General features: G+C 60.5%; 25 protein-coding genes, 1 tRNA gene and 1 other annotated feature. Of the genes, 9 read left to right on the top strand and 17 right to left on the bottom strand.

Translation table 11 applies throughout. The annotated features are described in order from the left end of the window. Nucleotides 1-5: 5 nt before the first annotated feature. The 4 genes from NW848_RS03310 to NW848_RS03295 all read left to right on the top strand — a co-directional run bounded on the left by NW848_RS03310 (nucleotide 6) and on the right by NW848_RS03295 (nucleotide 4,763). On the top strand, nucleotides 6-626 hold the full coding sequence (locus NW848_RS03310; protein ID WP_228375241.1) for a phycobiliprotein lyase: 621 nt from the start codon (nucleotides 6-8) through the stop codon (nucleotides 624-626). 12 nt (nucleotides 627-638) lie between these two features. Continuing rightward, a complete protein-coding gene (locus tag NW848_RS03305; protein WP_228375239.1) occupies nucleotides 639-1,160 on the top strand; it encodes a hypothetical protein in 522 nt (173 codons plus the stop codon). Nucleotides 1,161-1,342: 182 nt separating this feature from the next. Further along, nucleotides 1,343-2,680, top strand: a complete 1,338-nt coding sequence (locus tag NW848_RS03300; protein WP_041438408.1) for a hypothetical protein — start codon at nucleotides 1,343-1,345, stop codon at nucleotides 2,678-2,680. Between the two features lie 37 nt (nucleotides 2,681-2,717). Then, nucleotides 2,718-4,763, top strand: a complete 2,046-nt coding sequence (locus NW848_RS03295; protein WP_414402664.1) for a hydantoinase/oxoprolinase family protein — start codon at nucleotides 2,718-2,720, stop codon at nucleotides 4,761-4,763. A gap of 110 nt (nucleotides 4,764-4,873) precedes the next feature. Here the strand turns inward: NW848_RS03295 and NW848_RS03290 are convergent. After that, a tRNA-His gene (locus tag NW848_RS03290) sits at nucleotides 4,874-4,946 on the bottom strand. A gap of 69 nt (nucleotides 4,947-5,015) precedes the next feature. Here NW848_RS03290 and NW848_RS03285 point away from each other — a divergent pair. After that, a complete protein-coding gene (locus NW848_RS03285; RefSeq protein ID WP_011430619.1) occupies nucleotides 5,016-5,804 on the top strand; it encodes a photosystem II S4 domain protein in 789 nt (262 codons plus the stop codon). 58 nt (nucleotides 5,805-5,862) lie between these two features. On the opposite strand, the gene NW848_RS03280 is transcribed toward NW848_RS03285, so the two are convergent. From NW848_RS03280 to NW848_RS03215, 14 genes are all read right to left on the bottom strand, one after another. Further along, entirely contained in the window at nucleotides 5,863-6,774 is a 912-nt protein-coding gene (locus NW848_RS03280; RefSeq protein WP_011430618.1) for a homogentisate phytyltransferase, read from the bottom strand. 52 nt (nucleotides 6,775-6,826) lie between these two features. Further along, nucleotides 6,827-7,330, bottom strand: coding sequence for a YceD family protein (locus NW848_RS03275; protein WP_011430617.1), 504 nt, complete (start codon nucleotides 7,328-7,330; stop codon nucleotides 6,827-6,829). An 85-nt stretch (nucleotides 7,331-7,415) separates the two neighbouring features. Further along, nucleotides 7,416-8,051 carry a protein jag gene (locus NW848_RS03270; protein ID WP_240527859.1) on the bottom strand — a complete coding sequence of 212 codons (636 nt, stop codon included), beginning with the start codon at nucleotides 8,049-8,051 and terminating at the stop codon, nucleotides 7,416-7,418. Nucleotides 8,052-8,127: 76 nt separating this feature from the next. Then, nucleotides 8,128-9,306 (bottom strand): membrane protein insertase YidC, encoded by a 1,179-nt coding sequence (gene yidC, locus NW848_RS03265; RefSeq protein WP_011430615.1) that lies wholly within the window; start codon nucleotides 9,304-9,306, stop codon nucleotides 8,128-8,130. A gap of 329 nt (nucleotides 9,307-9,635) precedes the next feature. Continuing rightward, the gene (gene rplL / locus NW848_RS03260; protein WP_011430613.1) at nucleotides 9,636-10,049 is read right to left on the bottom strand and encodes a 50S ribosomal protein L7/L12; all 414 of its coding nucleotides are present in this window, start codon (nucleotides 10,047-10,049) and stop codon (nucleotides 9,636-9,638) included. A 73-nt stretch (nucleotides 10,050-10,122) separates the two neighbouring features. Next, a complete protein-coding gene (gene rplJ / locus NW848_RS03255; protein WP_414510458.1) occupies nucleotides 10,123-10,686 on the bottom strand; it encodes a 50S ribosomal protein L10 in 564 nt (187 codons plus the stop codon). Nucleotides 10,687-10,759: 73 nt separating this feature from the next. Then, nucleotides 10,760-10,915, bottom strand: a sequence feature (ribosomal protein L10 leader region). A gap of 89 nt (nucleotides 10,916-11,004) precedes the next feature. After that, complete coding sequence (rplA, locus tag NW848_RS03250) at nucleotides 11,005-11,715, bottom strand: 50S ribosomal protein L1 (protein WP_011430610.1); 711 nt, start codon at nucleotides 11,713-11,715, stop codon at nucleotides 11,005-11,007. A 99-nt stretch (nucleotides 11,716-11,814) separates the two neighbouring features. Further along, nucleotides 11,815-12,240, bottom strand: coding sequence for a 50S ribosomal protein L11 (gene rplK / locus NW848_RS03245; RefSeq protein WP_011430609.1), 426 nt, complete (start codon nucleotides 12,238-12,240; stop codon nucleotides 11,815-11,817). A gap of 9 nt (nucleotides 12,241-12,249) precedes the next feature. Next, nucleotides 12,250-12,921, bottom strand: coding sequence for a transcription termination/antitermination protein NusG (nusG, locus tag NW848_RS03240; RefSeq protein ID WP_011430608.1), 672 nt, complete (start codon nucleotides 12,919-12,921; stop codon nucleotides 12,250-12,252). Between the two features lie 83 nt (nucleotides 12,922-13,004). Beyond that, nucleotides 13,005-13,226 (bottom strand): preprotein translocase subunit SecE, encoded by a 222-nt coding sequence (gene secE, locus NW848_RS03235; protein WP_228375513.1) that lies wholly within the window; start codon nucleotides 13,224-13,226, stop codon nucleotides 13,005-13,007. A gap of 146 nt (nucleotides 13,227-13,372) precedes the next feature. Then, entirely contained in the window at nucleotides 13,373-13,726 is a 354-nt protein-coding gene (locus NW848_RS03230; RefSeq protein WP_099813121.1) for a hypothetical protein, read from the bottom strand. Then, nucleotides 13,717-14,478, bottom strand: a complete 762-nt coding sequence (gene trmD, locus NW848_RS03225; protein WP_011430605.1) for a tRNA (guanosine(37)-N1)-methyltransferase TrmD — start codon at nucleotides 14,476-14,478, stop codon at nucleotides 13,717-13,719. The genes NW848_RS03230 and trmD overlap by 10 nt, the downstream gene beginning before the upstream one ends. Before the next feature lie 5 nt (nucleotides 14,479-14,483). Further along, on the bottom strand, nucleotides 14,484-14,903 hold the full coding sequence (locus NW848_RS03220; protein ID WP_049749759.1) for a hypothetical protein: 420 nt from the start codon (nucleotides 14,901-14,903) through the stop codon (nucleotides 14,484-14,486). Between the two features lie 85 nt (nucleotides 14,904-14,988). Further along, nucleotides 14,989-15,183, bottom strand: coding sequence for a hypothetical protein (locus NW848_RS03215; RefSeq protein ID WP_414348107.1), 195 nt, complete (start codon nucleotides 15,181-15,183; stop codon nucleotides 14,989-14,991). Nucleotides 15,184-15,270: 87 nt separating this feature from the next. Between NW848_RS03215 and NW848_RS03210 the strand changes: the two genes are divergently transcribed. The 4 genes from NW848_RS03210 to NW848_RS03195 all read left to right on the top strand — a co-directional run bounded on the left by NW848_RS03210 (nucleotide 15,271) and on the right by NW848_RS03195 (nucleotide 19,212). Next, on the top strand, nucleotides 15,271-16,437 hold the full coding sequence (locus NW848_RS03210; protein WP_414390960.1) for a 5-(carboxyamino)imidazole ribonucleotide synthase: 1,167 nt from the start codon (nucleotides 15,271-15,273) through the stop codon (nucleotides 16,435-16,437). After that, entirely contained in the window at nucleotides 16,434-16,859 is a 426-nt protein-coding gene (locus NW848_RS03205; RefSeq protein WP_099813122.1) for a hypothetical protein, read from the top strand. The genes NW848_RS03210 and NW848_RS03205 overlap by 4 nt, the downstream gene beginning before the upstream one ends. A gap of 6 nt (nucleotides 16,860-16,865) precedes the next feature. Then, nucleotides 16,866-17,393, top strand: a complete 528-nt coding sequence (gene rimI / locus NW848_RS03200) for a ribosomal protein S18-alanine N-acetyltransferase (protein ID WP_414510457.1) — start codon at nucleotides 16,866-16,868, stop codon at nucleotides 17,391-17,393. 232 nt (nucleotides 17,394-17,625) lie between these two features. After that, complete coding sequence (locus NW848_RS03195; RefSeq protein WP_414510456.1) at nucleotides 17,626-19,212, top strand: mechanosensitive ion channel; 1,587 nt, start codon at nucleotides 17,626-17,628, stop codon at nucleotides 19,210-19,212. Nucleotides 19,213-19,321: 109 nt separating this feature from the next. Here NW848_RS03195 and cydB read toward each other — a convergent pair whose 3' ends face one another. Both cydB and NW848_RS03185 read right to left on the bottom strand, forming a co-directional pair. Then, the gene (gene cydB / locus NW848_RS03190; RefSeq protein ID WP_099813124.1) at nucleotides 19,322-20,371 is read right to left on the bottom strand and encodes a cytochrome d ubiquinol oxidase subunit II; all 1,050 of its coding nucleotides are present in this window, start codon (nucleotides 20,369-20,371) and stop codon (nucleotides 19,322-19,324) included. Between the two features lie 160 nt (nucleotides 20,372-20,531). Further along, nucleotides 20,532-21,965 (bottom strand): cytochrome ubiquinol oxidase subunit I, encoded by a 1,434-nt coding sequence (locus NW848_RS03185; protein ID WP_414508832.1) that lies wholly within the window; start codon nucleotides 21,963-21,965, stop codon nucleotides 20,532-20,534. Nucleotides 21,966-22,111: the final 146 nt, after the last annotated feature.

Below are 22,111 nucleotides of genomic sequence, written 5' to 3'. Positions count from 1 at the left end.
CCTGTTTGTCTGCGATTCGTTTTAGGATCGGGTTTAGCCGTCCACTTGGCCCTGCTCTCGATCCCTCTGGCATGAATGCCCTGCAAAAATTTCACCACTTCTTCAACTGCTGCATTGGCGCCTGGCACACCGAGCGCACCTACCACTATTTGGATCGAGGGGAGGTGGAGCGTTCGCGCACCGACTTCACCATTCGCACCCTCACCCCTGAGCTCAAGGAGAAGGTACTGGCCGACAACAACTACCCCAACCACGGTGTGGACGGGTTTTTGGGCTTCCACCTGGCGTTTGAGACGGTTTCCGAAAAAGGGGAGGAGGCTGGGCAAGAGCTAAACATGCTCTTCGTGCCCCGGCGAGAAGGGCCCCGTGGGCTGGAGGGCGACTACTTGCGGGATCGGGCCTATGAGGAAGACCGCCCCATAGTGGCCAGCTTCCGCTTCGATCCCGGATCCCTGCAACTGGTGATGACCACCACCTACACCCGCGTCGTTGCTGTGGATACCATCACCTTGCTTAACCCACGCCTGCGCCTGCGCCAGATCCTCACCTACCAACGACCCCCTCACGGTCAGCCCTTGGAGGAGCTGCTGCTGGTGGGGTTTGGGGTAGAACAAAAGCTTACCTAGGGGGGTTTATCGGTGGATCCGGAGTTGATCCCTCCCGAAGACTTGCGCCTGCCCCAGCATCTGGCCCGGATTGAGGCCAGCTTTGAGCGGGGACAATACCGTCGGGTTCTGGAACAGGTGAAACAGGCCCAAAGCCGCTACCCGCAAGCGGGCAAGCTGCGGCTCTGGCAGGCCCTGGCCGAGGAGGCCCTTGGAGAGACCCAGGAGGCGATCCGCTTGGCGCAAACCTTGCTGGGCAACCCGGATCCGGAAGTGGCTCAACAGGCCCGCTACGTGTTGGGCATCTGGCAGGCTCCGCGTCTGCGGCGACCAGCAGAGTGGTTGCTCGAAATCCCAGATCTCAGCCATCTGGAAGAGGCCGAGCCAGGGGAACGCCGTCTGGTCTATGAGCGCCCCCGCCGCCCAGCTTCCCTGCCAAAAGTCGCCGATCCCATCCGCCGCGAGGCTGCTCCCCCCTTGAATACCCAACGGCTGACGTGGGTGTTGATCGGGATCCTTTTCGCCCTGCTAGCGGTGATGGCCTGGCTGCCCTAGCCCAGCCCTGGGTCGGCGCAGAGACAGGCTGCCTGACCCAAAAGCAGCAACAGCCGCCCTCGTCGCCCCCGAGTTGAAGAGAGATACTGGGAATAGGGATGGCTGTAACCCTTGGCTGCAGATGCTGGGCGAGCGTCCCAGTTGGATCCCGGGCAACAGTAGGTAACCAGCGGAGGTTGAGAGTGGCTACACAGACATTGGTCATCGATGCAGTAGAGCAGTTGGGCTTGCGGGTCACTCTGGGAGATATTGCCTCCAGCACAGGCCTGGCCCTAGAGGAGGCCAAACAGGAGTTGCTGAAGTTAGCCCAAAAGGCGGGGGGGCATCTCCAGGTTTCGCGGCAGGGGGAGATTGCCTACGTTTTCCCGCCCGACTTTCGCGACATTCTCAAGCGCAGGGAGCAGCAGGATCGGCTGGCAGCCTTGCGACGCAAGCTGTGGGGCGGCTTTCTCTACGGGCTGCGCATCTCCTTCGGCATCCTGTTGGTGGTGTCGATTATCCTCATCACCCTGGCGTTGATAGCTCTGCAGATGGCCAGCAGTCGTGAAGAGGGCAGCGGCAGTCGCAGTCGCTCGCGCGAGGTGGGGTTCTTCTACTTCCCCAACCTTTGGGTGGGCAACCCCTTCTGGAGTCCCTACCCCTACTACGGGGGCTATTCCGGTCGGGCGCAGCCCCGCCGGGAAAAATCGGAGATGAACTTTTTGGAGGCGGTGTACAGCTTCCTGTTTGGGGACGGGGATCCCAACGCCAACCTGGAAGAGGAGCGCTATGCCTTGATCGGCCAAGTGATCCGCGCCAACGGGGGGGTGATCGCCGCCGAGCAGGTGCTGCCCTACCTGGATGTGGAGCCGGGATCCCCGGCCCTAGAATACGAAGACTATATGCTGCCCATTCTGCTCAAGTTCGACGGCCAGCCGGAGGTAAGCGAGGACGGCGATATCGTCTATCGCTTCCCAGAGCTACAGGTGGCCGCCTCAGAGCGCCGCTCCAAGAAGATCCCGGAGGTGTTGCAAGAAAAACCCTGGGTGTTTAGCCGCGCCACCCCTGAGCAACTGACCCTAGCTGCTGGCTTGGGTGTGCTCAATTTCCTCTTGGCGGCCATTCTCTACGGGGCGCGGGAGGAGGTGGCAGCCGCCGCTGGCAGCAACGCCTTTTTGGCGTTTATCTACCCGCTGATTGGATTCCTCTTTCTCTACGGCACGCTGTTTTTGGCAGTGCCTGCAGTGCGGTGGCTGACGTTGCAGTTCCGCAACCAGGGGGTGGAGCGCCGCAATCGCATCCGGCGGTTCTGGCAAGAGCGGCTGAAGCGTCCCTCCGAGGCGCTGCTGCGCAAGCTCGACTTTGCCCGCCGCTTCCGCCGCCAAGAAGTGGTGCGGGAGTCGGACACCATCTACTCTACGGAGCGGGATCTGATCGAGCAGCGGGACTACCGGCTGGACGAGCCGGCCTTTCGCCAGCTTTTGCAGCAGGAGCAACCCCTGGAAAGCAAGTCGGAAGAGGTGCCCCGGCCTCGTCTCTAGCGAGGGGTTGAGGCCTGCCCAAGGGTCTTATCGAGCCATGGCCAATGCCAGTAGCGCGCAAGGCAAGCAACAGGATGGGAGGCAGGGGGGCCTGGTCCGCCTGGGGATCGACGTGGGAGGCACCTTCACGGATCTGGTGCTCCTCCAGGAAGGCCAGATCCGGACAGCCAAGGTGCTCTCCACCCCCAGCCCAGAAGCGGGGGTCTTTGCCGCCCTGGACAAGCTGGGCCCAGTTGAGGTGGACGTGTTCTGCCACGGCATGACGGTGGCCACCAACGCCCTCTTGGAGCGCAAGGGATCCCCCACCCTGTTTCTGACCACGGCGGGCTTCCGGGATGTGCTGGCCATTGGTCGCCAAAACCGCCCTTCCCTTTACGACCTCACCCAGCCCAAGCCAGAGCCGGTGGTGCCCCGCCACCACTGCCTGGAGGTGAAGGAGCGCTGCAGCGCCGGCGGCGTGGTCGAGCCGCTGACGGAAGAGGAAATCCAGCGCGTCCTCCGGGAAGTGGGCGAGCGGGTAGAGCGGGATGGGATCCGTGCCGTGGGGGTGGGATTCTTGTTTTCTTTCCTCTACCCGGAGCACGAGCAGCGCCTGGGGGCGGCCCTGAGAGAGGCTTTCCCCGACTTGCATGTTTCCCTCTCCTGCGAAGTGGCGCCGGAGTTTCGGGAATACGAGCGCTTTAGCACCACGGCCATTGATGCCTACCTCAGCCCGGTGCTGGCGGGCTACCTGCACCGCTTGGCGCAGGGCTGCCGGCAGCGAGGGATCCCCGAACCCCTGATCATGCAATCCTCCGGCGGCGTCACTTCCATTGCCCAGGCAGCGGCTCATGCCTCGGTGGCGCTGCTTTCGGGGCCAGCGGGCGGCGTTTACGGGGCGGCCTACCTGGGCTGGCTGAGCGGCTATTCCCATCTGCTCAGCTTCGATATGGGGGGAACCAGTACCGATGTGGCCCTCATTCAAGACGGCCTCCCTCAGGTTACCCCGTCAGCGGTGGTGTGCGGCCTGCCGGTGCAACAGCCCCAGATCGACATCCATACCGTCAGCGCCGGGGGCGGATCCCTGGCCTCGCTGTTGCCGGGCGGGGGGCTGCAGGTGGGGCCGGAGAGTGCCGGCTCCAACCCTGGGCCGGCCTGCTATGGGCGGGGAGGAACGGCTCCCACGGTAACCGACGCCAACCTCTGGCTGGGCTACTTGCCGGATGGGGGCTGGCTGGGGGACGCTGTTTGCCTACGGCGGGACTTGGCCGGCCAGGCCATCGGAACGCTGGCGGAGCCCTTGGGTTTGACTTTGGAGGAGACGGCTGTTGGCATTCGCACCCTGGCCAATGTGGCCATGGCGCGGGCTTTGCGGGTCATCAGCGTGGAGCGGGGCTTGGATCCTGCCGATTTTGCCCTGTTGGCCTTTGGCGGAGCCGGGCCCATGCACGCCTGTGCCCTGGCGGAAGAGCTGGGGATCCGCCGCGTCCTCGTCCCAGCCTTTGCCGGTGTCCTCTCGGCTCTGGGTATGGCTTTGGCCGATCTGCGGCGGGACTACCGGCGGGCCATCCTGCAGCCGCTGCAACAGTTGGAGGGGGAAGGGGGAGGATCCCTTTTGGCCCAGTGGGCGGCGCCCCTCATCCGCCAGGCGCAAGCCGACCTGCAGGAGCCGGGGCTCTCCTTCAGCCTCGACCTGCGCTACCGCGGCCAGTCTTTTGAGCTGGAGATCCCGGCCCAGTTGTCGGATCCGGTTTCTCTCTTGGAGCAGCGGTTTCACCAGGCCCACCGCCAGCGCTACGGCTGGCAGGATCCCGACCAAGAGGTGGAGGTGATCCAGCTGCGTCTGCGGGCGGTACAAGCTTTGCCCCCTGTGCCTTTAAAGGCGCCGCCCCCCCTGCCAGGGGATCCCTTCAAGGGGGAGCGCCAGGCCTGGACGGGCGGCCGGATGCGACCGGTCCCAGTCTACGATCGGCGGCGCATGGGGGTGGGGTTTCAACTGGGCGGGCCAGCGATTGTGGAGATGCCGGAGGCTACCGTGGTGATCGAAGCCGGTTGGACGGGCAATATCGACGCCGTGGGAACCCTGATCCTGAGCTGCGGGTGATTCCGTTGCCAGGTGCGGCCCTCGGGAACCCTTCCTCAGCTTGGTTGCCAGCAGTTTTGCAAGGTTTTGAGGTTTTCTCTAAATTGGCAGGGCCCAGGTTATTGCGGCAGGGCGGACGATGGGACTCGAACCCACGAATGGAGGAACCACAATCCTCTGCCTTAACCGCTTGGCTACGCCCGCCAGGATCCTGGGGATCTAGCTTAGCATGGGACAAACAGAACAGAACCGCAAAGATTGAAGCGCCCCAACATGCTGCCCAGAACCGAACTACTGAAAGGAGCGGAGTATCGAGAAACCTTGGCGCGCATTCTGGATCTGGGGGAGCAAGCCCTCAAAACCTGGCAAGTGGTCTGGAGTGACTTTCTCTCCCCGGCAGAAGTAGCCGAGGTACAAAGCCGGTTGCACAACTTGGCCGAACTGCAGGTGATGGCCTGGGGAGGCTATGCCCAGGCAGAGCGGCAACGCCTAGCCCTGGCCCGCCCTGAGGTCAGCCTGGAGGTGGAAGGCGCAGAAGGGATCCCCTTGGCCGCCGTTCAAATCCAAGGAAACTTTCTTTTCGACCCGGCCACCCACCGCGACTTTTTGGGAGCCCTTTTGGCGACGGGAATTGCCCGCGAGAAGGTGGGAGACATCCTCGTGGTGGGCGAATTCGGGGCCCAGGCCATCGTTGTGCCGGAGCTGGTGGACTATCTCAGCCTCAACCTAACCCAGGTGCGCAGCGTGCCCGTCAAGGTCAGCCGGATCCCTCTCAGCCAGTTGAAGGTTCAACCGCCGCGGGTGAAGTCCATCACCAGCGTGGAAGCCTCTTTGCGCCTGGATGCAGTGGCCTCGGCAGGATTTGGCCTGTCTCGCAGCAAGATGGTGGAAGAGATCCAGCGGGGAGAGGTGCGGGTTAATTGGAAGCCGATTACCCAAGCCAGCTACACCGTCGGCCCCCAGGATTGGATTGCCATTCGCGGTCGCGGTCGGCTGCAAATTGAAGAGGTGGCCGAGACGAAAAAGGGCCGCTTTCGCATCCAGATGAAGCGGTATCTCTAGGTTTTTGGAGATCGGCTGCCCGCCTGAGCCGGGGCAAGATCGCGGCTCCTGGCAAATGTTAGGAAAAAGGGAAGAAGGCCCAAGGATAGAGCAAATACTCCAGGTAAAACAACTTCCAGATCAGTTGATAATAGGTGACAATCGCGTCGCGGCAACCCAGATCCAGGCGAACACCATAGCCCAAAAGGATCCCCAACCCCAGCCCATGTCCTAACAGCATCCAGGCGCCCCGGCCCATGAGGAGAAAATAGCTTCCCAAAGCGATAAAGGCTAGGTAACAAGCGGCCAAAATGCCGATGCAAAACTTTGAGATCCGCTCCTGGCCAAAGCGCAACGAAAAGGTGGCAATGGCAAACCGGCGATCCCCCTCCATGTCGGGAATATCCTTGAAAAGGGCGATCACCAGCCCAAAAATAGACATAAACCCTGTCAGAAAAACAATGGGAGCAGAAAGCTCGACTCCCCCCTGCATCAACTGCTGAAAATGGCTGTACAGGCCCAGATTGACGATCAACCCCCGCACACAATAGATACAAGCCGAGGCCGCCAGCGGAAACCGCTTCAACCGCAGGGGGGGCAGGGAGTAGGCCGTGCCGATCCCGTTGCTCAACAGCACCGTCAACAACAGGTACGGGATCCCTGTCAGGGCCAATAGGATGGATGCCACCCCGCAGGCGGCGACGATCCCCACCCCCTGTCGCCAACTCAGGGAGCCGGCGGCCAAGGGCAGATGGGGTTTGTTGATGCGGTCGATCTCGATATCCGTGAGCTGGTTGAGGCCGACAATGTAGACATTGGCCGCCAGACAAGCCACCCAAGCCACGCCCAACTGGGGAAGGACAGCTAGCAGGGCCGTTGGTTCAGCGGCCACGAACCCGGCCAGCAAGTAGAGGCCCAGTAGACTGGCACTGGTGCCGTAGACGGTGTGGGGCCGAGCAAAACGCCAAAGAACCTGCCAATTTGGGGTCATTCTAGCCAGCAGCGATACAGCTCATGGCCCGAAGCCCTCTCGCGGAGAGTGGCTAGGGATGGGGAGAGTCTTTAAGGAGGGCAGCCAGGGCCGACCAGCGGGGATCCACCGGCGGCGGCGCAGCCGCTTCCACCACAATGCCCGGGCAATCGGGGCGACAGGGCAACTGGTGGGGCATCTCCAAATGCAGGTGTTGGTACATCCAGTCTTCGATATCCAGCTCGCCGTTGGGCGGCAGGCTCTCCAGCAGATCCTCTTCGTCCCGCAATTCCAACTCCAGGGGCGGGGGTTCAGGACTGGGCTCCCGAATCAGGATGATCTCCTCAACCTGCAGATGCAGCCGGTGGTTAAACTGCTGCAGGCAGCGGTGACAGGTGAGGGTGACGATGGTGCGGGCCTCGGCGCTCACCTCCAGGAAATGCCCCCGGTGGCTGGCCTGCAGGGATCCCTCCACAGGGGTCAAGCTCTCAAAACCTGGGAAAAACTGCCTAAAGTGAACCTCTTGGGTTTGACCAGGCATCTGCCGCAGGTCGGATAGACGAATTGGCCTCAGCATGACATCCCCCTTTATACGTCTTGGGTAGCAGGGATCCCGGAATCGCCCCTATCGGCAAGAGAGCCGCACAGCCAGCGCCTCCAGGTCAGGGTCGAGAAGAGGCCCGCCGGATCACCAGGCGACGGTCAGGCTCCTTGCCACGGCTGAAAGTTTCCAGATCGGCGTAGGCAGGGTCTTTCAGGAGCGTGTGGATCTGCCGCCGCTCGGCAGCAGAGAGATCGGGAAACTCGTATTCCCGACCACTGGTTCTCACCTTTTCCACCGCGACAGCAACCAAGGCTTTGAGCTCCTGCAAACGGCGCTGACGATAGCCATCCAGATCCAGGATATAGGGCTGCTGTTGGTCTTCTGGCTGGTTGAGGTTGAGAAGGGTGTTGGCCAAATACTGCAACGCATCCAAAACCACCGGGGAGCGCTCTTCCTCGGGGCCGGCTTCTTTGGACGGCGGCAAGGGCGATGCAGGCGCTTTTGAGAGCAACATTTGCTTCTGAGCCGGCGTTAGAGAATCGGCCTCGATTTCGATTATCTCCCCCACCACTCGCACCACCGCCGGGATTCCCATCGCCGCCAGCACCTGCTGCAACCACTGCCTGGCCCGTTCTCGATGTTCGGCAGGAGAAAGCTTGCCCTGGGAAGGCGCAGCGGTTCCCTCAGACTTCTGATGCGATTTTTTGGCGGCGGATCCCTTCACAGATCCCGTAGAGGACTCAGGGCGGCTCATCCTGGGCAGCTTCCAATTCTGAAGAGGTATCAAGCACTCGACCTAAGCCCGCCCCAAGCCAAGCAGCAAGGACTTGCTAGGGCTCAAAGGGCAGGGATTCGCGCCCTCCCCCGGCTGCCTTTGGCTTGGCTGGTCGGTCAACCTCCTTGGCTTCCCCTGTGCTCGCCTGGGCAGCGCGACGGCGCTCCTCTTCCACCAACTGCTGCAAGTTCTCAGGCAACGGCTCCCGCGAGAGCAAGAAGGTTTGCACGGTTTGGAAGATGTTGGAGACAAGAATATAGAGCAAGACCCCAGCCGGCAAGGGGAAGAACAGGAACATCGCCGAGAACAGCACAGGGGTGATGCGGGCCATCGAGCTCTGGCTGGGATCCTCCTGGCCGGCGTTGGTCAGGGATTGGTTCAGGTAAATGGAGACACCGAAAAGGACGATCATGCCGATGATGTCCCAGTGAATGGTGCCATCCGGATCAAAGGCGCCGACGCGGCCTAACTTGTCGATAAACAGAAAGCCCGTGTCAGAGGCCAAGCCCGGGATCGCAACCTCCACCGTCACTTCCCCCGGCTGCAGGGCCAGCAAGGTGCCATCCGGCTGGATCTGGGCCCGCTCTTCTCCTTTGGTGATCTTCCAGGTGGGCCGCAACAGGGTGGGATCCCCGCCCGCCTCTGCCACCAACTGCTCAAAGGGCTTGCCCCCCGGCCCCTGCAGCCTAAACTGCACCTGCTCCCCTACGGCAATCTTGGTGCCCTTGGGCGCCACCAGCACCACCGGCTTGTGTACCGAGTCGGTGACGAAGATGTTCTTGCTGGGGCTGACGTAGGGGGTGGGCACCACCTCTGCCGCCACCTCTGCTGGCAGGATCTGCAGGTTGACATCGTAGGTAACCGCCGCAAAGGGGGATCCCCGCAGCGTGGCAAACAGAGCAAACAGCACCGGCATTTGAATCAAGAGCGGCAGACAACCCCCCAGCGGGTTGACCCCCAGCTCGCTGTACAGTTTGGCCTGGGCCTCGCGCAGCTTTTGCGGGTCATCCCGGTACTTTTCCTGGATCTCTCGCATCCGCCGCTGCATCAGGGGGTTGATCACCTTCATGCGCCGCATGTTGCGGATGGATCCGACGTTGAGGGGGTAGAGGGCAAAGCGGATCACCAACGTCAGGAAGATGATGGCCAGTCCATAGCTGGGCACGATCCCGTAGAAAAAATCCAGGATCGGCAGCATGACGTTGTTGGAGAGAAATCCGACTCCGAAGTCCATGGGGGGTGCTGGCGAACGTCCGTAACCCATTGTAAGGGTTTCCGACCGGCTGACGAGGGCGTTTTCAGAGTTGAAGCGCTCCAATCAGCAAGAGAGACCTGGGCACTTGCCGGCCTCGCCAACCCTCCCCTTCTCCCAGGGGAGACTAGCCAAACGATTTCCCTGCCTTGCCGAGGGAGAGGGGCAGGGCGCGGCGGCATATCAGTGAAAAAGGAGGGGCTGCTTTGCCCCTCCCTCATCGTTCTGGTTAAACTTGGGGCTCTGGCAGCACCCCTTTTCTGGAAGCAAGAGGCGCTCTGGATGAGGATCCCTTTCCCCTGCCGACGGGACTACTTGACCTTGACCGTGGCGCCAGCTTCCTCTAGCTTCTTCTTGATCTCGTTGGCTTCCTCTTTGGGGATCCCTTCCTTGACCGGTTTGGGAGCAGCCTCCACAAGATCTTTGGCATCTTTCAGGCCCAAGCCGGTCAACTCGCGCACCACCTTGAGGACGGCGATCTTCTTATCCGCGGGGACAGCCTCGAGAATGACATCAAAGGCCGTCTGCTCTTCCACCGGTTCAGGCGCCGCTGCCGGCGCCGGCGCCGCTGCTGCTGCCACGGGAGCAGCCATGACCATGCCACCTGCCGGGGCAGCCGCACTGACGCCAAAGGCTTCTTCGATGGCTTTCACCAACTCGGAAGCTTCCAACAAGCTCAACGCTTTCAACTCTTCCAGGATCTTTTGAACACGCTCCGAAGCCATGGTCTTGTCTCCTCAGGGTAACGAAGTGGATAGGGTGGAATCGGGTCGATGAACCCAAGACAGGCCGAGCCCGTCAGGCCGCCTCCTTGTCGGCAATAGCCCGGATGGCCCTTGCCAGGGAGGCCGGGATTTCTTGGATACCGCGGGCCACCTGCGTAGGCACGGCATTGAGCCCAACCGCCAGTCGAGTGGCTACCGACTTGAGGCTGCCCGCCACCTGGGCCATGAGCACCTCCTTGGGCGGCAGCTCGGCGATGGCCTTGGCCTGATCCAAGGTCAGAGATAGCCCCTCGGCAGCGGCGCCGCAGAACTCGGTTTTCTTGGTTTGCTTGGCGAAATCTTGATACGCCTTCAGGGCTGCCGGAATATCGCCCCGGATCATGATAAAGGCCGTCGGCCCTGACAGGAAGGGAAGAATTCCTGCCCAAGCCTTTTGGTCGGCGACAGCCCGCCGCATCAAGGTATTTTTAACAACCATGCAGACAGCATCCGCCTTGCGCAGCTCCGCCCGCAGTTGGTTCATCTCGGAAACGGTCAGCCCCTTGTAGTCGATTACCAGCACCATTTGGCTGGCTTGCAACAGGGAGCGAACTTCATCGACCATCTCCGCTTTTTTCGCTAAAGGTTGCTTGCCCATACGCTCACCTCCTTTGTGGTCACTGGCTCACTGAGAGCCGAACAGGTGTTGCCGTCGGAAGGGGGTATCTGGAGCCGCCAAAGAGAATGCGCCTCAGCCATAGCCGAGACGCATTGAGGCAAGCGTAACCTAGCAGTCCACAACGGGATCCCTTAGCACTCCGCTCAAACCTCGGCAGGACATTAAGCCCCTTGGCCCCTGCTGTCTTCGGCTCGCTATTCGACTGTGGAAAGCTCTTCTCTGCCCAGATCCTCCGGAAAAATGGCCAATTCAAACGGCAAGCAACTGCCTTTGCCCCTTTGCAGCGCCGAAGCAGGCTTAAGCAACCAACTTCAGCTCTCGCAGAGCATTGATGTCAACCTCAATCGAGGGCCCCATTGTAGCACAAACATGTAGAGCTCGCCAATACTTGCCCTTGGCTCCAGGGGGACGGTTGCGATCAATGGACTCCTGCACGGCTTTCAGGTTTTCCAGCAGAGCTTCGACGGGAAACTTGCACTTGCCGAAGATCAAATGCACAATGCCGGTTTTGTCCGCCCGGTACTCCAGCTTGCCGGCTTTGAACTCCTTGATGGCTTGGGCCAAATCCATGGTGACCGTCCCGCCCTTGGGAGAGGGCATGAGGCCGCGCGGCCCCAATAGCCGCCCCAGCTTAGCAACCTGGGGCATCACATCGGGGGTGGCAATCAGCAGGTCGAAGTCGATCACGCCCTTGCCGATCTCCTCGATCAGGTCTTCAAAGCCCACCCGGTCGGCCCCTGCGTTCTGGGCTTCCGTAACCTTCTCGCCGCGGGCAATCACCGCCACGCGAATCTCCTGCCCGGTGCCGCGGGGCAAGACGACGGTGGTGCGCAACTGCTGGTCGGCGTACTTGGGATCGATCCCCAGGCGGATGTGAACCTCCGCCGCCTCGTCAAATTTGGCAGTGGCCGTCTCCTTCATCAGGGCCAGGGCTTCTGCGGGGGGATAGGCAATGGGCTTGACTTTCTCCCGCAAAGCTTGCATACGTTTGGACAGTTTTCGAGCCATAGTTTCTCCTCGGGGTGCTGGCGAGAACTTCTCTCCCCCATAATGGTCTGCCAAAACTTCCAGACAACAAAGACTAGAGATCCTTAAGTCGATCGACAATCAATCAACTATTGTCACCCCCATGCTGCGGGCGGTGCCGGCGATGATCTTCATGGCCGCCTCCACGTCACGGGCATTCAAATCGGGCAGCTTCTGCTCGGCAATCTGGCGCAGTTGCGCCCGCGTCAGGGATCCTACCTTGACTTTGTGGGGCTCACTGGATCCCGACTCAATGCCGAGGGCTTTTTTGATCAACACCGAAGCCGGCGGCGTCTTGAGGACGAAGGTGAAGCTGCGATCCTCGTAAATCGAGATCTCGACCGGCACCACCATCCCGGCTTGATCGGCCGTTTTGGCGTTATATTCCTTGCAGAAGGCCATGATGTTAACCCCGTGCTGGCCCAGAGCCGGGCCGATGGGGGGAGCGGGGGTGGCTTTGCCCGCTTGGATGGCCAGCTTGACCACTGCCACCAGTTTCTTAGCCATGAAACGCGGTTACACCTCTTTGCGCACTTGACCAAACTCTAATTCTACCGGAGTATCGCGCCCGAAAATCGAGATCAAAGCCTTGAGCTTGCCCCGCTCTGGGCTGACATCCACCACCTCGCCGTAAAATCCCTGGAAGGGGCCAGAGAGCACCTCGATGCGATCCCCAGGTGCCATGTCGATCTTGAGGGGCACTTCTTCCACCTCGACGCTGCTGAAGATGCGCTGGACTTCGCTGGGGCTAAGGGGCCGTGGCGTCACATGGCCGCGACCACGACCGTAGGCCCTTCTCTCTTCCGTGCCGACGAAGTTGATCACGTTGGGGGTGGTTTTCACCACCATCCAGGTGTCGTCGTTGAGATCCATGCGCACCAGCACATAGCCGGGAAAAATCTTTTCCTCTTGTTCCTGGCGCTTGCCGGATCGATCGAGCTTGAAGCCCGTCCGCTTCGGGATCACCACCTCGACAATCTGATCTGCCACATCCAGAGCCGCCGCCCGCTGCATCAGGGTGCTTTTGACTTTGTTTTCGCAGCCTGAAGCCACCTGCACGGCGTACCAGCGCAGGTTGCGGCGACCTTGACTTTCGCTTTCTTCCCCCTCCGCCGCCGTGCCCGCAGGCTCTAGGGGCTCGAGGCGGCCCCCCCGGCCTCTCCGCCGCTGCTCTGGCTCTGGGCTCATCACCTCACCTCCTCTCTGTATCTGTCTGTGTGCATGGGCCTCCTCTCCCCAAGTCCTTGGCAGGGGCCATCTGGGGAAAAACCTCACGAGAACAGTTGAGTGGCCAGCCAGCCGAACAGTTGATCGACCAGGTAGATGAACGAGGCGAAGGCCAACACAATCAGTAAAACTCCCACCGATTCGCTAATCAGTTGCTGGCGGCTCGGCCAAACAATTTTGGCCAACTCCGCACGGGTCTCTTGGAGAAAGCCTGGGATCCCTTTAGACTCAGTGGAACTGGAGTGGCCCCGGCTGGCGGGATCCAAACGCTGTTCCGTATCGGCTTTGCTAGAAGAGGTGCTTTTAACCACGGTGGTATCTCCTGATGGATCCCGAAAACGGTGCGCCACCTTTTAGCGCACGCAAGATCGGCTTAGCGATCTTAACAGATCTGTTGAGGGTGGGATCCCTCTCAAGGGTCGGGAGTGGACTCAGGCGTCAGCGCTCTGGGGGAGAGCACCAAAGGGCGGCGGGAGCGGTTGAATTGCTCTACCGCTGCGTCGATCCCGGCTTTGCTGTCCCAACGCGAGGCGGCATTTTGCCGGGAGAGAAACTCGGCGGCCCGCAGGAGGTCGTTCATGTCAATGCTGGTGCCGTCGAACAACTGGACGTTGCGGTCGCGGCGGATGGCCTCGTTGACATCTCCCCTTTGGGCCAGGGCAACTTCGGAGCTGGCCAGGATCCCCAGCAGAAGCAGACCCAGCGCTGCAGGGATCCCAAGCCGGCCAACAGGGGTGAAAGGGGAGCGGAGACGGTTTACAAACATCGATCCTGTTCCTCCACATCGGTGTGCTGCTCGGCCAGTCCCTCTGCCAGCAACTGTTGTTCTTCAGGCGTGAGGGGGCGTTTGGCCAACAGGTCTGGTCGCCTTCGCCAGGTGCGAACCAACTGCTGTTGCAGACGCCAACGGGCGATGGCTCGGTGGTCGCCTGAGAGAAGCACCGGCGGCACCTTGTGCCCTTGGAACTCCGGTGGACGGGTGTACTGAGGATACTCCAGTAGCCCCGTCTCGAAACTTTCGCTCCTCAGCGAATCTATCTTACCAACTGTGCCCGGCAAGAGCCGCACCACGCCGTTGATCAAGGCCAGCGCCGGGATCTCCCCCCCTGTCAGGACAAAATCGCCCAGCGACACCTCGCGGGTGGCCAGGTGTTGGCGGATCCGCTCGTCAAAGCCTTCGTACTGGCCACAGAGCAGGATGAGCTGCGCCTTTTGGGCAAGTTCTTGCAGCAGCGCCTGGTTCAGCGGTTGCCCCTGGGGCGTGAGCAAGATGATCTCGCAGGGATCCAGGCGGGGCAGGGAGGCGACGGCTGCAAAGAAAGGCTCTGGCTTGAGCACCATGCCCACCCCGCCCCCGTAGGGCTCATCATCGACCCGGCGGTGCTTGTCGGTGGCAAAGTCCCGCGGGTTGGTGCAGTGAACCTCGGCAATCCCCTGCTCTAGGGCCTTGCCCACCAGCCCGATGCGCAGCGGCGTTGCAAAAAACTCCGGGAAGAGGGTGATGACGTCGAACCGCACAAGACTTAGGAGGAGGCAGAGGGAGGTTCTGTGCGCAGCCGCTCTAGATCCAGGCGCAAAGACTCGATCTGGTGGATCAGTTCCATCAGCTCGGCCATCTCTTCTTTGGAGATAGGGGCAGAGCCGGCAGGGGAAGCCGTGGTCGGGGGGGTACTCTCAGCAGGAGCGGGCCTCTCGCTGTCTGGAACTGTGGCGGGGGCGTTGGCGGCTGGATCCCTGAGACTTTCAACGTAGCGGACAGCCTCCTGTTCGATCAGCTCCCCCTTTTGCTCCAGTTCTGCTGCCAGTTGTGCCAAGTCCATCGAGAGGCGGTTGAGGTTTTCGGCCCGCTTTTCCGGGTCTTGGAGGATCTCCACCAGGGCAGTGGCCGTGCCGTAAAAGATGTGGCGAGCCCGCGTGAACCAGTCAGAAGAGCGAGAACTCATGGCAGCAGTCAAAGGGGGTGGGGATCTCCATTCTAGGCAATGCCTGGCGGGTATTGCTTGAGGCGCTTGGAATATGAGAACGGGCTCAATCCACGGCGCGAATCTCGCCGCTGTTGAGCCGCTCCACAACCAATTCCAGCAGCTCGTGCTCTTCTGGGGAAACCTCTTGATCGGCTGCGACGGCATTGAGGATCTGCTGTTGTTCAGCGCGGGTTAAGACCTTATCTGCCAAAGCCCGGTCGATCAAAGCTCTGAGCTCAGAAGGTTGAGGGGGTTCCACCGTTTTTCTCCTAGCGCTAGAGGGCAAGGGATCCCATAATGGGTTTTGGATCCAAGCAGGCACACCCGTCAGTATAGCGAGACAGTGGTGGAACCCCAGGTATCCCCAAAAAACCAGAGCTTCCAACCGGTGGGGGTGATCGGCGGTGGGCAGTTGGCGCAGATGTTGGCTTTGGCGGCTCGCCCATTGGGGATCCCGCTGATTGTTCAGGCTGCCGCTCCTACCGATCCGGCGGTGGCCGTGGCCGACGGCGTGGTCTGGGGTGCCGTGACCGACACCCAGGCCACAGCCCAGTTGCTGCAACGCTGCCCGGTGGTAACATTTGAGAACGAGTTCATCCCGCTGGCGGAGCTGCAAAAACTGGATCCGCAGGGATCCCGCTTTCGTCCTCGCCTGAGCACGCTAGAGCCGCTGCTGGACAAGTTGCACCAACGGCAGTTTCTGGCAGAGCTGGGGATGCCGGTGCCGGCTTTTTGGCCTGCGGAGACGGCAGATCTACCTAGCCTGAGCTTTCCCTTGGTGCTCAAGCGGCGGCGGCAGGGCTACGATGGGCAGGGCACCCGCATCCTGCCCGACCCAGCAACCTTGCAACAGGCTCTGGCTGAGTATGCCGGGATCCCGCTGCTGGTTGAAGAGTGGATCCCGTTTGAGCGGGAGCTGGCGGTGATGGTGGCGCGAGGGCTGACGGGAGAAATCCAGATCTACCCCGTGGTGGAGACGGTTCAAGTTAACCAAGTCTGTCGCCACGTCTTGGTGCCCGCCCGCATCCCTTCCTCTGTTGAGGCCGAGATCCGGGATTTGGCGGTCAAGGTGATGGAAAAATTGGATGCGGTGGGCGTGTTTGCCATCGAGCTGTTCTGGGTGCCGCCGCCCCAGCCCAAAGCCGGGATCTGGATCAACGAAATCTCGCCGCGGGTTCACAACTCCGGCCACTACACCCTGGAAGCCTGCCACACCTCGCAATTTGAGCAGCATCTGCGGGCCATCCTCGGTCTCCCCTTGGGGGATCCTTCCCTCAAGTGTGGGGGGGCGGTGATGGTCAACCTCTTGGGCTACGAGCACTCCACCGGCGACTATGCCGAGCAGCGGCAGCGCTTGGCTGCGATCCCCAATGCCACGGTGCACTGGTACCACAAGACCCCCGCCCGCCCGGGGCGCAAGCTGGGCCATGTTACCGTCTGTCTGCCGAGCCCCCCCTCTCCTTCGGAAGCAGCGGCCCTTGTCCGCACCCTCGAATCCTTTTGGCAGCCATGAGCCAAGCGTCGGATCCCTCTTTTTCTCCGGCCATCCAAACCCTGATCCAGGCCATGCAAAGGCGGGATGTGCCCGCGGTAGCGCAGCAGGTCAACGGCCTCTCCCCCCAAGAGCGCTCCGCGGTGTTGACTCCCGCTCTCCAATACCTTGCCGAGGTGGATCCCGACAGCGCCCGCTGGTTTGTTCGCCACCTCATGGCCCCTGCCGTCAAAGCCCAACTGCGAGCAGGGATCCTCAAAGCCGCCCAAGATTACCTGCAAGAGGCCGGCTTCCAAGAAGGGATCGATTACGAGCTCAAGCCCCATCCCCAATCGGGGGGTCAGATCTTAAGCCTTAGCCGCCGAGCCCTGCCCTATGCCGCCCCCGATGACGATCCCTTTGGGCAGTTGTTGCTGGCCGAGTTCTGCGAATTGCGGGACTAGACCACCATGAGCGGTACGAGTTATCGGCTGCAGGTGCTCGACCTCACCGCCCTGCCCCAATTGCTGGAGCTGGATCGCCGCTGCTACGGCGGATACTGGGGAGAACAGGGCTATCGCGCGGAGCTGGAAAGACCCAGCAGCACGGTGATCGGGGTTGTGGCGGAACCGGCTGCCGCTGGCGCTTCCTGTGGCTTGGGCCGAACGGAGTTCCCCCCTCCCTCTCCAGACCTCGCGACGCAAACGACCCAAGCGCTCGTGGGCTTTGGCATCCTCTGGCGCATCGAAGAAGAAGCCCACATCATCTCGTTGGCGGTGGATCCTGCCCATCGGCGGCGTGGTTTGGGTCGAAGGATCCTGGAGGAGCTGTTGAGCCAAGCCAGGGCAGCAGGCTGTCGCTGGGCCACGTTGGAGGTGAGGGCTTCTAACCAGGCCGCCATCCGCCTCTATGAATCGGCAGGGTTTCAATTGCTGGGACGCCGCAAGGGCTATTACAACGGAGAGGATGGGCTGGTGTATTGGAAAAAATCAATTTAAGTGAGGAAAAGCAAAGGGTTCTAAAGCAAAAGTTTTCCTCTATACACCTGAACCTTGAACTTTTGCCCTGGAGCTTTGGTTAACCATCGGCATCCTGGGAATGGATGTAAAGCTTTGTTGCAAGACTCAGCGTTTCTGCTTGACGCTTGAGGCTTTCTCCCAGGCCAGCTTGCCCAAAGAAGGGCTTCAGGCTAACCTACTCTTTTGAACATCTCATGCTGTGAGGGTAATCATGGAAACCCCTGCAAACGACCTTCGCAATGAAGCCGTCTCTTTTGCTGTCAATCTTTGGGCTAGAGTCATTGATTTCATGCCCAATCTACTGGCGGCGCTTGCCATTCTAGTTTTGGGTTGGATCGTGGCCAGGGTGGTGGCTTTCGGCGTTCGGGGGCTGCTCAAACGGACGCAGCTTGATAACCGCTTGGCCACCTGGATTATGGGCCAGAGGCCCGGCGAGAGGCCTCCGCAAACTGAGCGCTGGGTGGCTGCTGCTGTTTACTGGATTATCCTCGCTTTTGTGTTGGTAGCGGTGCTGAATGCTCTCCAGCTTCAGGCTGTCTCCGATCCGCTCAACAAGTTTTTGGGAGAGATTTTCGTCTACCTGCCGCGGCTAGGCGGAGCGCTGGTGCTGCTAGGGGTGGGCTGGGCGGTGGCCACCGTTGCCCGGCTGGCAGTTATCCAAGGGCTGCGGCGCTTTAACTTGGATGAGCGGCTAGCTCAACCCCTCCAACCGGAGGCGGCTACGGAAGGAACTGCTGCCAAGCCGGAGGGAGGCGCTGAGGTCGCTCCCTTTCTCTTGAATGAAGCTCTGGGCGACGCCCTCTACTGGTTGATCTTCTTGTTCTTTCTACCGCTTATCCTGGACACGCTGAACCTGCGGGGGCCGCTGCAGCCAGTGCAAAACCTGCTGGATCAAATCCTGTCGATGGTACCCCGCATTTTGGGAGCGCTCATCATCGGTGTGGGGGGCTGGTTTCTAGCTCGCATCGTGCGTGGGATCGTTTCCAATTTGTTGGTGGCAGCGGGAGATAACCGCTTGGGGGCACGCTTTGGCATTCCCCAGCTGGCCCAAACGGTGGGCACAGTGGCCTACGTCTTGGTGTTGATCCCGGCAGTGATTGCCGCCCTCAAGGCCCTGGAAATCCGGGCCATCTCCGATCCAGCGGTGGCGATGCTGGAGCAGGTGTTGCGGGCCATTCCCCGAATTGCAGGATCTGCTCTCATCCTGGCCGTGTTCTACTGGCTGGGGCAGTTTTTGGCTGGCTTGGTGACCCAGTTGCTGCAGGCAATCGGTTTCGACCGCTTGGCTGCCGGCCTTGGCTTGCCCTCGGCCCCTGCTCCTGAAGCTCCCGCCGCCGAAGGGGATCCCTCAACCTTGGTGAAGCGGCGCACTCCCTCTGAGATTGCTGGCTTGGTGGTCTGGGTGGGCGTGGTCTTGTTCGGGGCAGTGCCGGCGGTGGAGCTGCTGCAGTTTGCTGCTTTGACCGACATCGTGGAGGGGCTGTTGGTCATTTCCGGGCGGGTGCTCATCGGCGCTTTGGTGTTTGGGATCGGTCTTTACCTGGCGAATTTGGCCCATTCCATGGTTAAGAGCCTCGGCAACCCCTCCTCAGGAGTGCTGGCGCAGGCGGCGCGGGTGGCCATTTTGGTTTTCGTTGGCGCCATGGCCCTGCAGCAGATGGGCGTAGCCACCGATATTGTGGTGCTGGCCTTTGGCCTGGTGCTGGGCGCCATTGCTGTGGCTGTGGCTTTGGCTTTTGGCTTGGGAGGTCGCGATGTGGCTGCCGAGCAAATCCGGCAGTGGCTTAAGCGGGAGTGAAGTCTTGGAGACGGTTAACCCTGTCTAGCTTCCCAGAGCTGCAAGATAAAAGCCTGCCCCGCCTGGCAAAACGTCCGGCGGGGTTTCAATTGGATTGCGCTGAGACCTTTTAAGCTGCTTCCGGAACTTTGGCCTCTTCTGCTGCTGCTTCCTGCACCACAATTTTGCCCCGGAACACCACGTAGTTGTAGATGTTGTAGGACAAGATAACCGGGATCAAAAAGCCAATAAAGGTAAGCATAAACACCAGCGAACTGGGAGAAGCTGCTGCCTCGTAGATGGTGACGCTGGGAGGAATAATGTTGGGGAAAACCATAAACCCCAGGCCAATAAAAGAAAGGGCAAAGATGAGAAAGGTATAAACCAACACGCTAGTTTCTTCTCGCCGGCGCAGGCTGCGCAGCAACAGAGCCACCAACAAAAGCCCCAAAACGGGGATGGCAGCAAAGATATAGAAAAGAGGAGGCGAGAAAAGTTGGGAGCGCGCTTGCTCCGACATGATGGGGGTGCTGATGGTGATAAACACTGCCCCCAGCAACGTTGTCCAGGTGGCGATGGTTGCCGTTTTGTAGTAGGTTTTCTGGAGTTCCCCCGTGGTCTTCACAATTAAGTAGGCCGAGCCAACTAAGACATAGCCCTGAATCAGGGTGAGGGCCACCAACACTGTCCGCCAGGTCAGCCAATCCCAGGGGCTGCCGGCAAAGTGGCCGGCTTCGTCCACCCGGATCCCTTCGAAGACGCTGCCCAGGGCAAACCCCTGGCCCAGCGCCGCCAAAAAGCTACCCACCCCAAAGGCCAGGTTCCAGACCAGCTTGTTGTCGGCGTTTTCCCGAAACTCGAAGGAAACGGCCCGCAAGATCAGGCCCACCACCATGATCACCAGCGGCAGGTAGAGGGCGTTGAGAATGGTGGCGTAGGCGAGGGGGAAGGCCCCGAACAGGGATCCCCCCATCAGCACCAGCCAGGTCTCGTTGGCATCCCAAACATTGCCCAGGCTGGTCATGAGAATGCTGCGGCGCGTTTCGCTGGAGGCCGTCAGGGAGAGGATGCCCACTCCCAAGTCAAATCCATCCAGCAAGACATAAAGGAATAGGAATAGACCGAGGATAAAAAACCAGACTTGCGGCAAAAACTGCTGTAAAGGCTCGAAAGATTCCATCGTCCTTCTCTCCGCTTTGGGTATTTCCAACCAGTTCGAGACATTACCCCCCTCGCCCTCTGGGAGAGGGGAATTGGAAATCGACGTAACCAACGGCTTGGCTGCTGTTTGGATAAGGAGCCTGCTGTGTCGCCTGGGTTCTGTTGGAGCTGCACCGGCGCTACCGAGCTTCTGCCGGACGGCGATCCGGCTCGTGGCTGGCAGGCTCGATCACGATCACCGGCTGGGTTGCCGGAACGGGGGCAGGCAGCTCCAGATTAGGCCCTTTGCGGATGATGCGGCTGCCGAAGTAAAGAGCGGCCACGAAAAACACCGTGTACAAGGCGCTCAGGCCGACCAAAGAAAACAGCACCTCTCCTGGCGGCAGCGGCGAAACCGATTCCGCCGTGCGCAGTTGCTCGTACACAATCCAGGGCTGCCGGCCAACACAGCGGACAATCCAGCCAGCCTCGACGGCAATGTAGCCCAAGGGGCCGGCAAAGACCCAAGCCCACATCAGCCACTTCTGCTGGGAAAGGGCCTCCGCCGACAGTTTGCCCCTCAACCACTGGATCAAGGTAGCCCCCACGAGCCCGGCCATAAAGAAGCCAATGGCCACCATCGTCCTAAAGGAGTAGTAGATGAGGCCAATCATGTGAGGGCGATTTTGGGGATCCCAAGCTTTCAGGCCCTGCACCGGTCGATCCAGCCTGGGCTTGAACTCGAGCAGGTAGCCCAGCGCGCCGGGGATCTTCACCTCCCACTCGTTGCGCTCCTCACGCTCATTGGGCAAGGCAAACAGGCTCCAGTCCGCCCTCTCGCCGGCGGGGAGCGTCTCCCACTGGGCCTCCATAGCCGCCAGCTTGGCCGGTTGATAGCGATACACTTGCTCCGCGCTCAAGTGGCCAATAAACACCTGCAGAGGGGCCACCACCAGCGCCATCACCAGGACCACTTTGAGGGAGCGGGAAAAAAACTCGCTGTGCCGCCGCTTGAGAATGTACCAGGCGCTGATGCCACCGATGACAAACAAAGAGGTTTCCAAAGTGGCAAAAAACATGTGCAGAAAGCTATTGACCATGAAGGGATTGAAAATGGCCTGCAGGTAGTCACGTACCACGAACTTCCCATCGACAAATATCCCCCCTGCCGGCGTCTGCAGCCAGGAGTTGGCCGTCAGGATCCAAAAGGTAGAGAGGTTGGCACCGAAGGCCACTAAGATTGTCGAGATCCAGTGAATTACTGGCGGCACCCGCTCCCAGCCAAACAGCATGATCCCCAGGAAGCTGGCCTCCAGCATAAAGGCCATCGTGCCCTCAAATCCTAGGATGGTTCCAAAGAAGTCACCTACCGCCTCAGAAAAAGGGGCCCAGTTCATGCCAAACTGAAAGGCCATCGGCAACCCCGAGGCCACGCCAAGGCCAAAGTTTAACACGTAGATCTTTGACCAGAAGCGAGCGTGGCGATAGTAATCTAGATTGCGAGTTTTCAGCCAAAGTCCCTCAATTACAACAAGATAGATGGACATTCCTGTTGTTAAAACCGGCCATAGCATATGAAACATGGCCGTGAGGGCAAACTGGAGACGAGAAAGTGCAAGGGTATCTAGAAACATGATTGGCACCAAGTTTGGATGGGCGAATTCGACTTTTCCCGACAATCTCTGCTACAGCTTGTGCAGGCACATCCCTATGTAGGGGGGATATCTTCTCAGCTGCAGACATCCCTACCCATTTGAATGAGGCCGGGAAGGCTATCCTC

The organism is Synechococcus sp. RC10A2 (genome assembly GCF_047502605.1).
This window is presented reverse-complemented; position numbering and strand designations above follow the sequence as displayed.

Coding starts and splice junctions, on each gene's coding strand:
- NW848_RS03295 (WP_414402664.1), top strand. CDS start 2,718: ATGGCCAATGCCAGTAGCGCGCAAGGCAAGCAACAGGATGGGAGGCAG.
- NW848_RS03285 (WP_011430619.1), top strand. CDS start 5,016: ATGCTGCCCAGAACCGAACTACTGAAAGGAGCGGAGTATCGAGAAACC.
- NW848_RS03280 (WP_011430618.1), bottom strand. CDS start 6,774: ATGACCCCAAATTGGCAGGTTCTTTGGCGTTTTGCTCGGCCCCACACC.
- NW848_RS03275 (WP_011430617.1), bottom strand. CDS start 7,330: ATGCTGAGGCCAATTCGTCTATCCGACCTGCGGCAGATGCCTGGTCAA.
- NW848_RS03270 (WP_240527859.1), bottom strand. CDS start 8,051: ATGAGCCGCCCTGAGTCCTCTACGGGATCTGTGAAGGGATCCGCCGCC.
- yidC (WP_011430615.1), bottom strand. CDS start 9,306: ATGGACTTCGGAGTCGGATTTCTCTCCAACAACGTCATGCTGCCGATC.
- rplL (WP_011430613.1), bottom strand. CDS start 10,049: ATGGCTTCGGAGCGTGTTCAAAAGATCCTGGAAGAGTTGAAAGCGTTG.
- rplJ (WP_414510458.1), bottom strand. CDS start 10,686: ATGGGCAAGCAACCTTTAGCGAAAAAAGCGGAGATGGTCGATGAAGTT.
- rplA (WP_011430610.1), bottom strand. CDS start 11,715: ATGGCTCGAAAACTGTCCAAACGTATGCAAGCTTTGCGGGAGAAAGTC.
- rplK (WP_011430609.1), bottom strand. CDS start 12,240: ATGGCTAAGAAACTGGTGGCAGTGGTCAAGCTGGCCATCCAAGCGGGC.
- nusG (WP_011430608.1), bottom strand. CDS start 12,921: ATGAGCCCAGAGCCAGAGCAGCGGCGGAGAGGCCGGGGGGGCCGCCTC.
- NW848_RS03230 (WP_099813121.1), bottom strand. CDS start 13,726: ATGTTTGTAAACCGTCTCCGCTCCCCTTTCACCCCTGTTGGCCGGCTT.
- NW848_RS03220 (WP_049749759.1), bottom strand. CDS start 14,903: ATGAGTTCTCGCTCTTCTGACTGGTTCACGCGGGCTCGCCACATCTTT.
- NW848_RS03205 (WP_099813122.1), top strand. CDS start 16,434: ATGAGCCAAGCGTCGGATCCCTCTTTTTCTCCGGCCATCCAAACCCTG.
- rimI (WP_414510457.1), top strand. CDS start 16,866: ATGAGCGGTACGAGTTATCGGCTGCAGGTGCTCGACCTCACCGCCCTG.
- NW848_RS03195 (WP_414510456.1), top strand. CDS start 17,626: ATGGAAACCCCTGCAAACGACCTTCGCAATGAAGCCGTCTCTTTTGCT.
- cydB (WP_099813124.1), bottom strand. CDS start 20,371: ATGGAATCTTTCGAGCCTTTACAGCAGTTTTTGCCGCAAGTCTGGTTT.
- NW848_RS03185 (WP_414508832.1), bottom strand. CDS start 21,965: ATGTTTCTAGATACCCTTGCACTTTCTCGTCTCCAGTTTGCCCTCACG.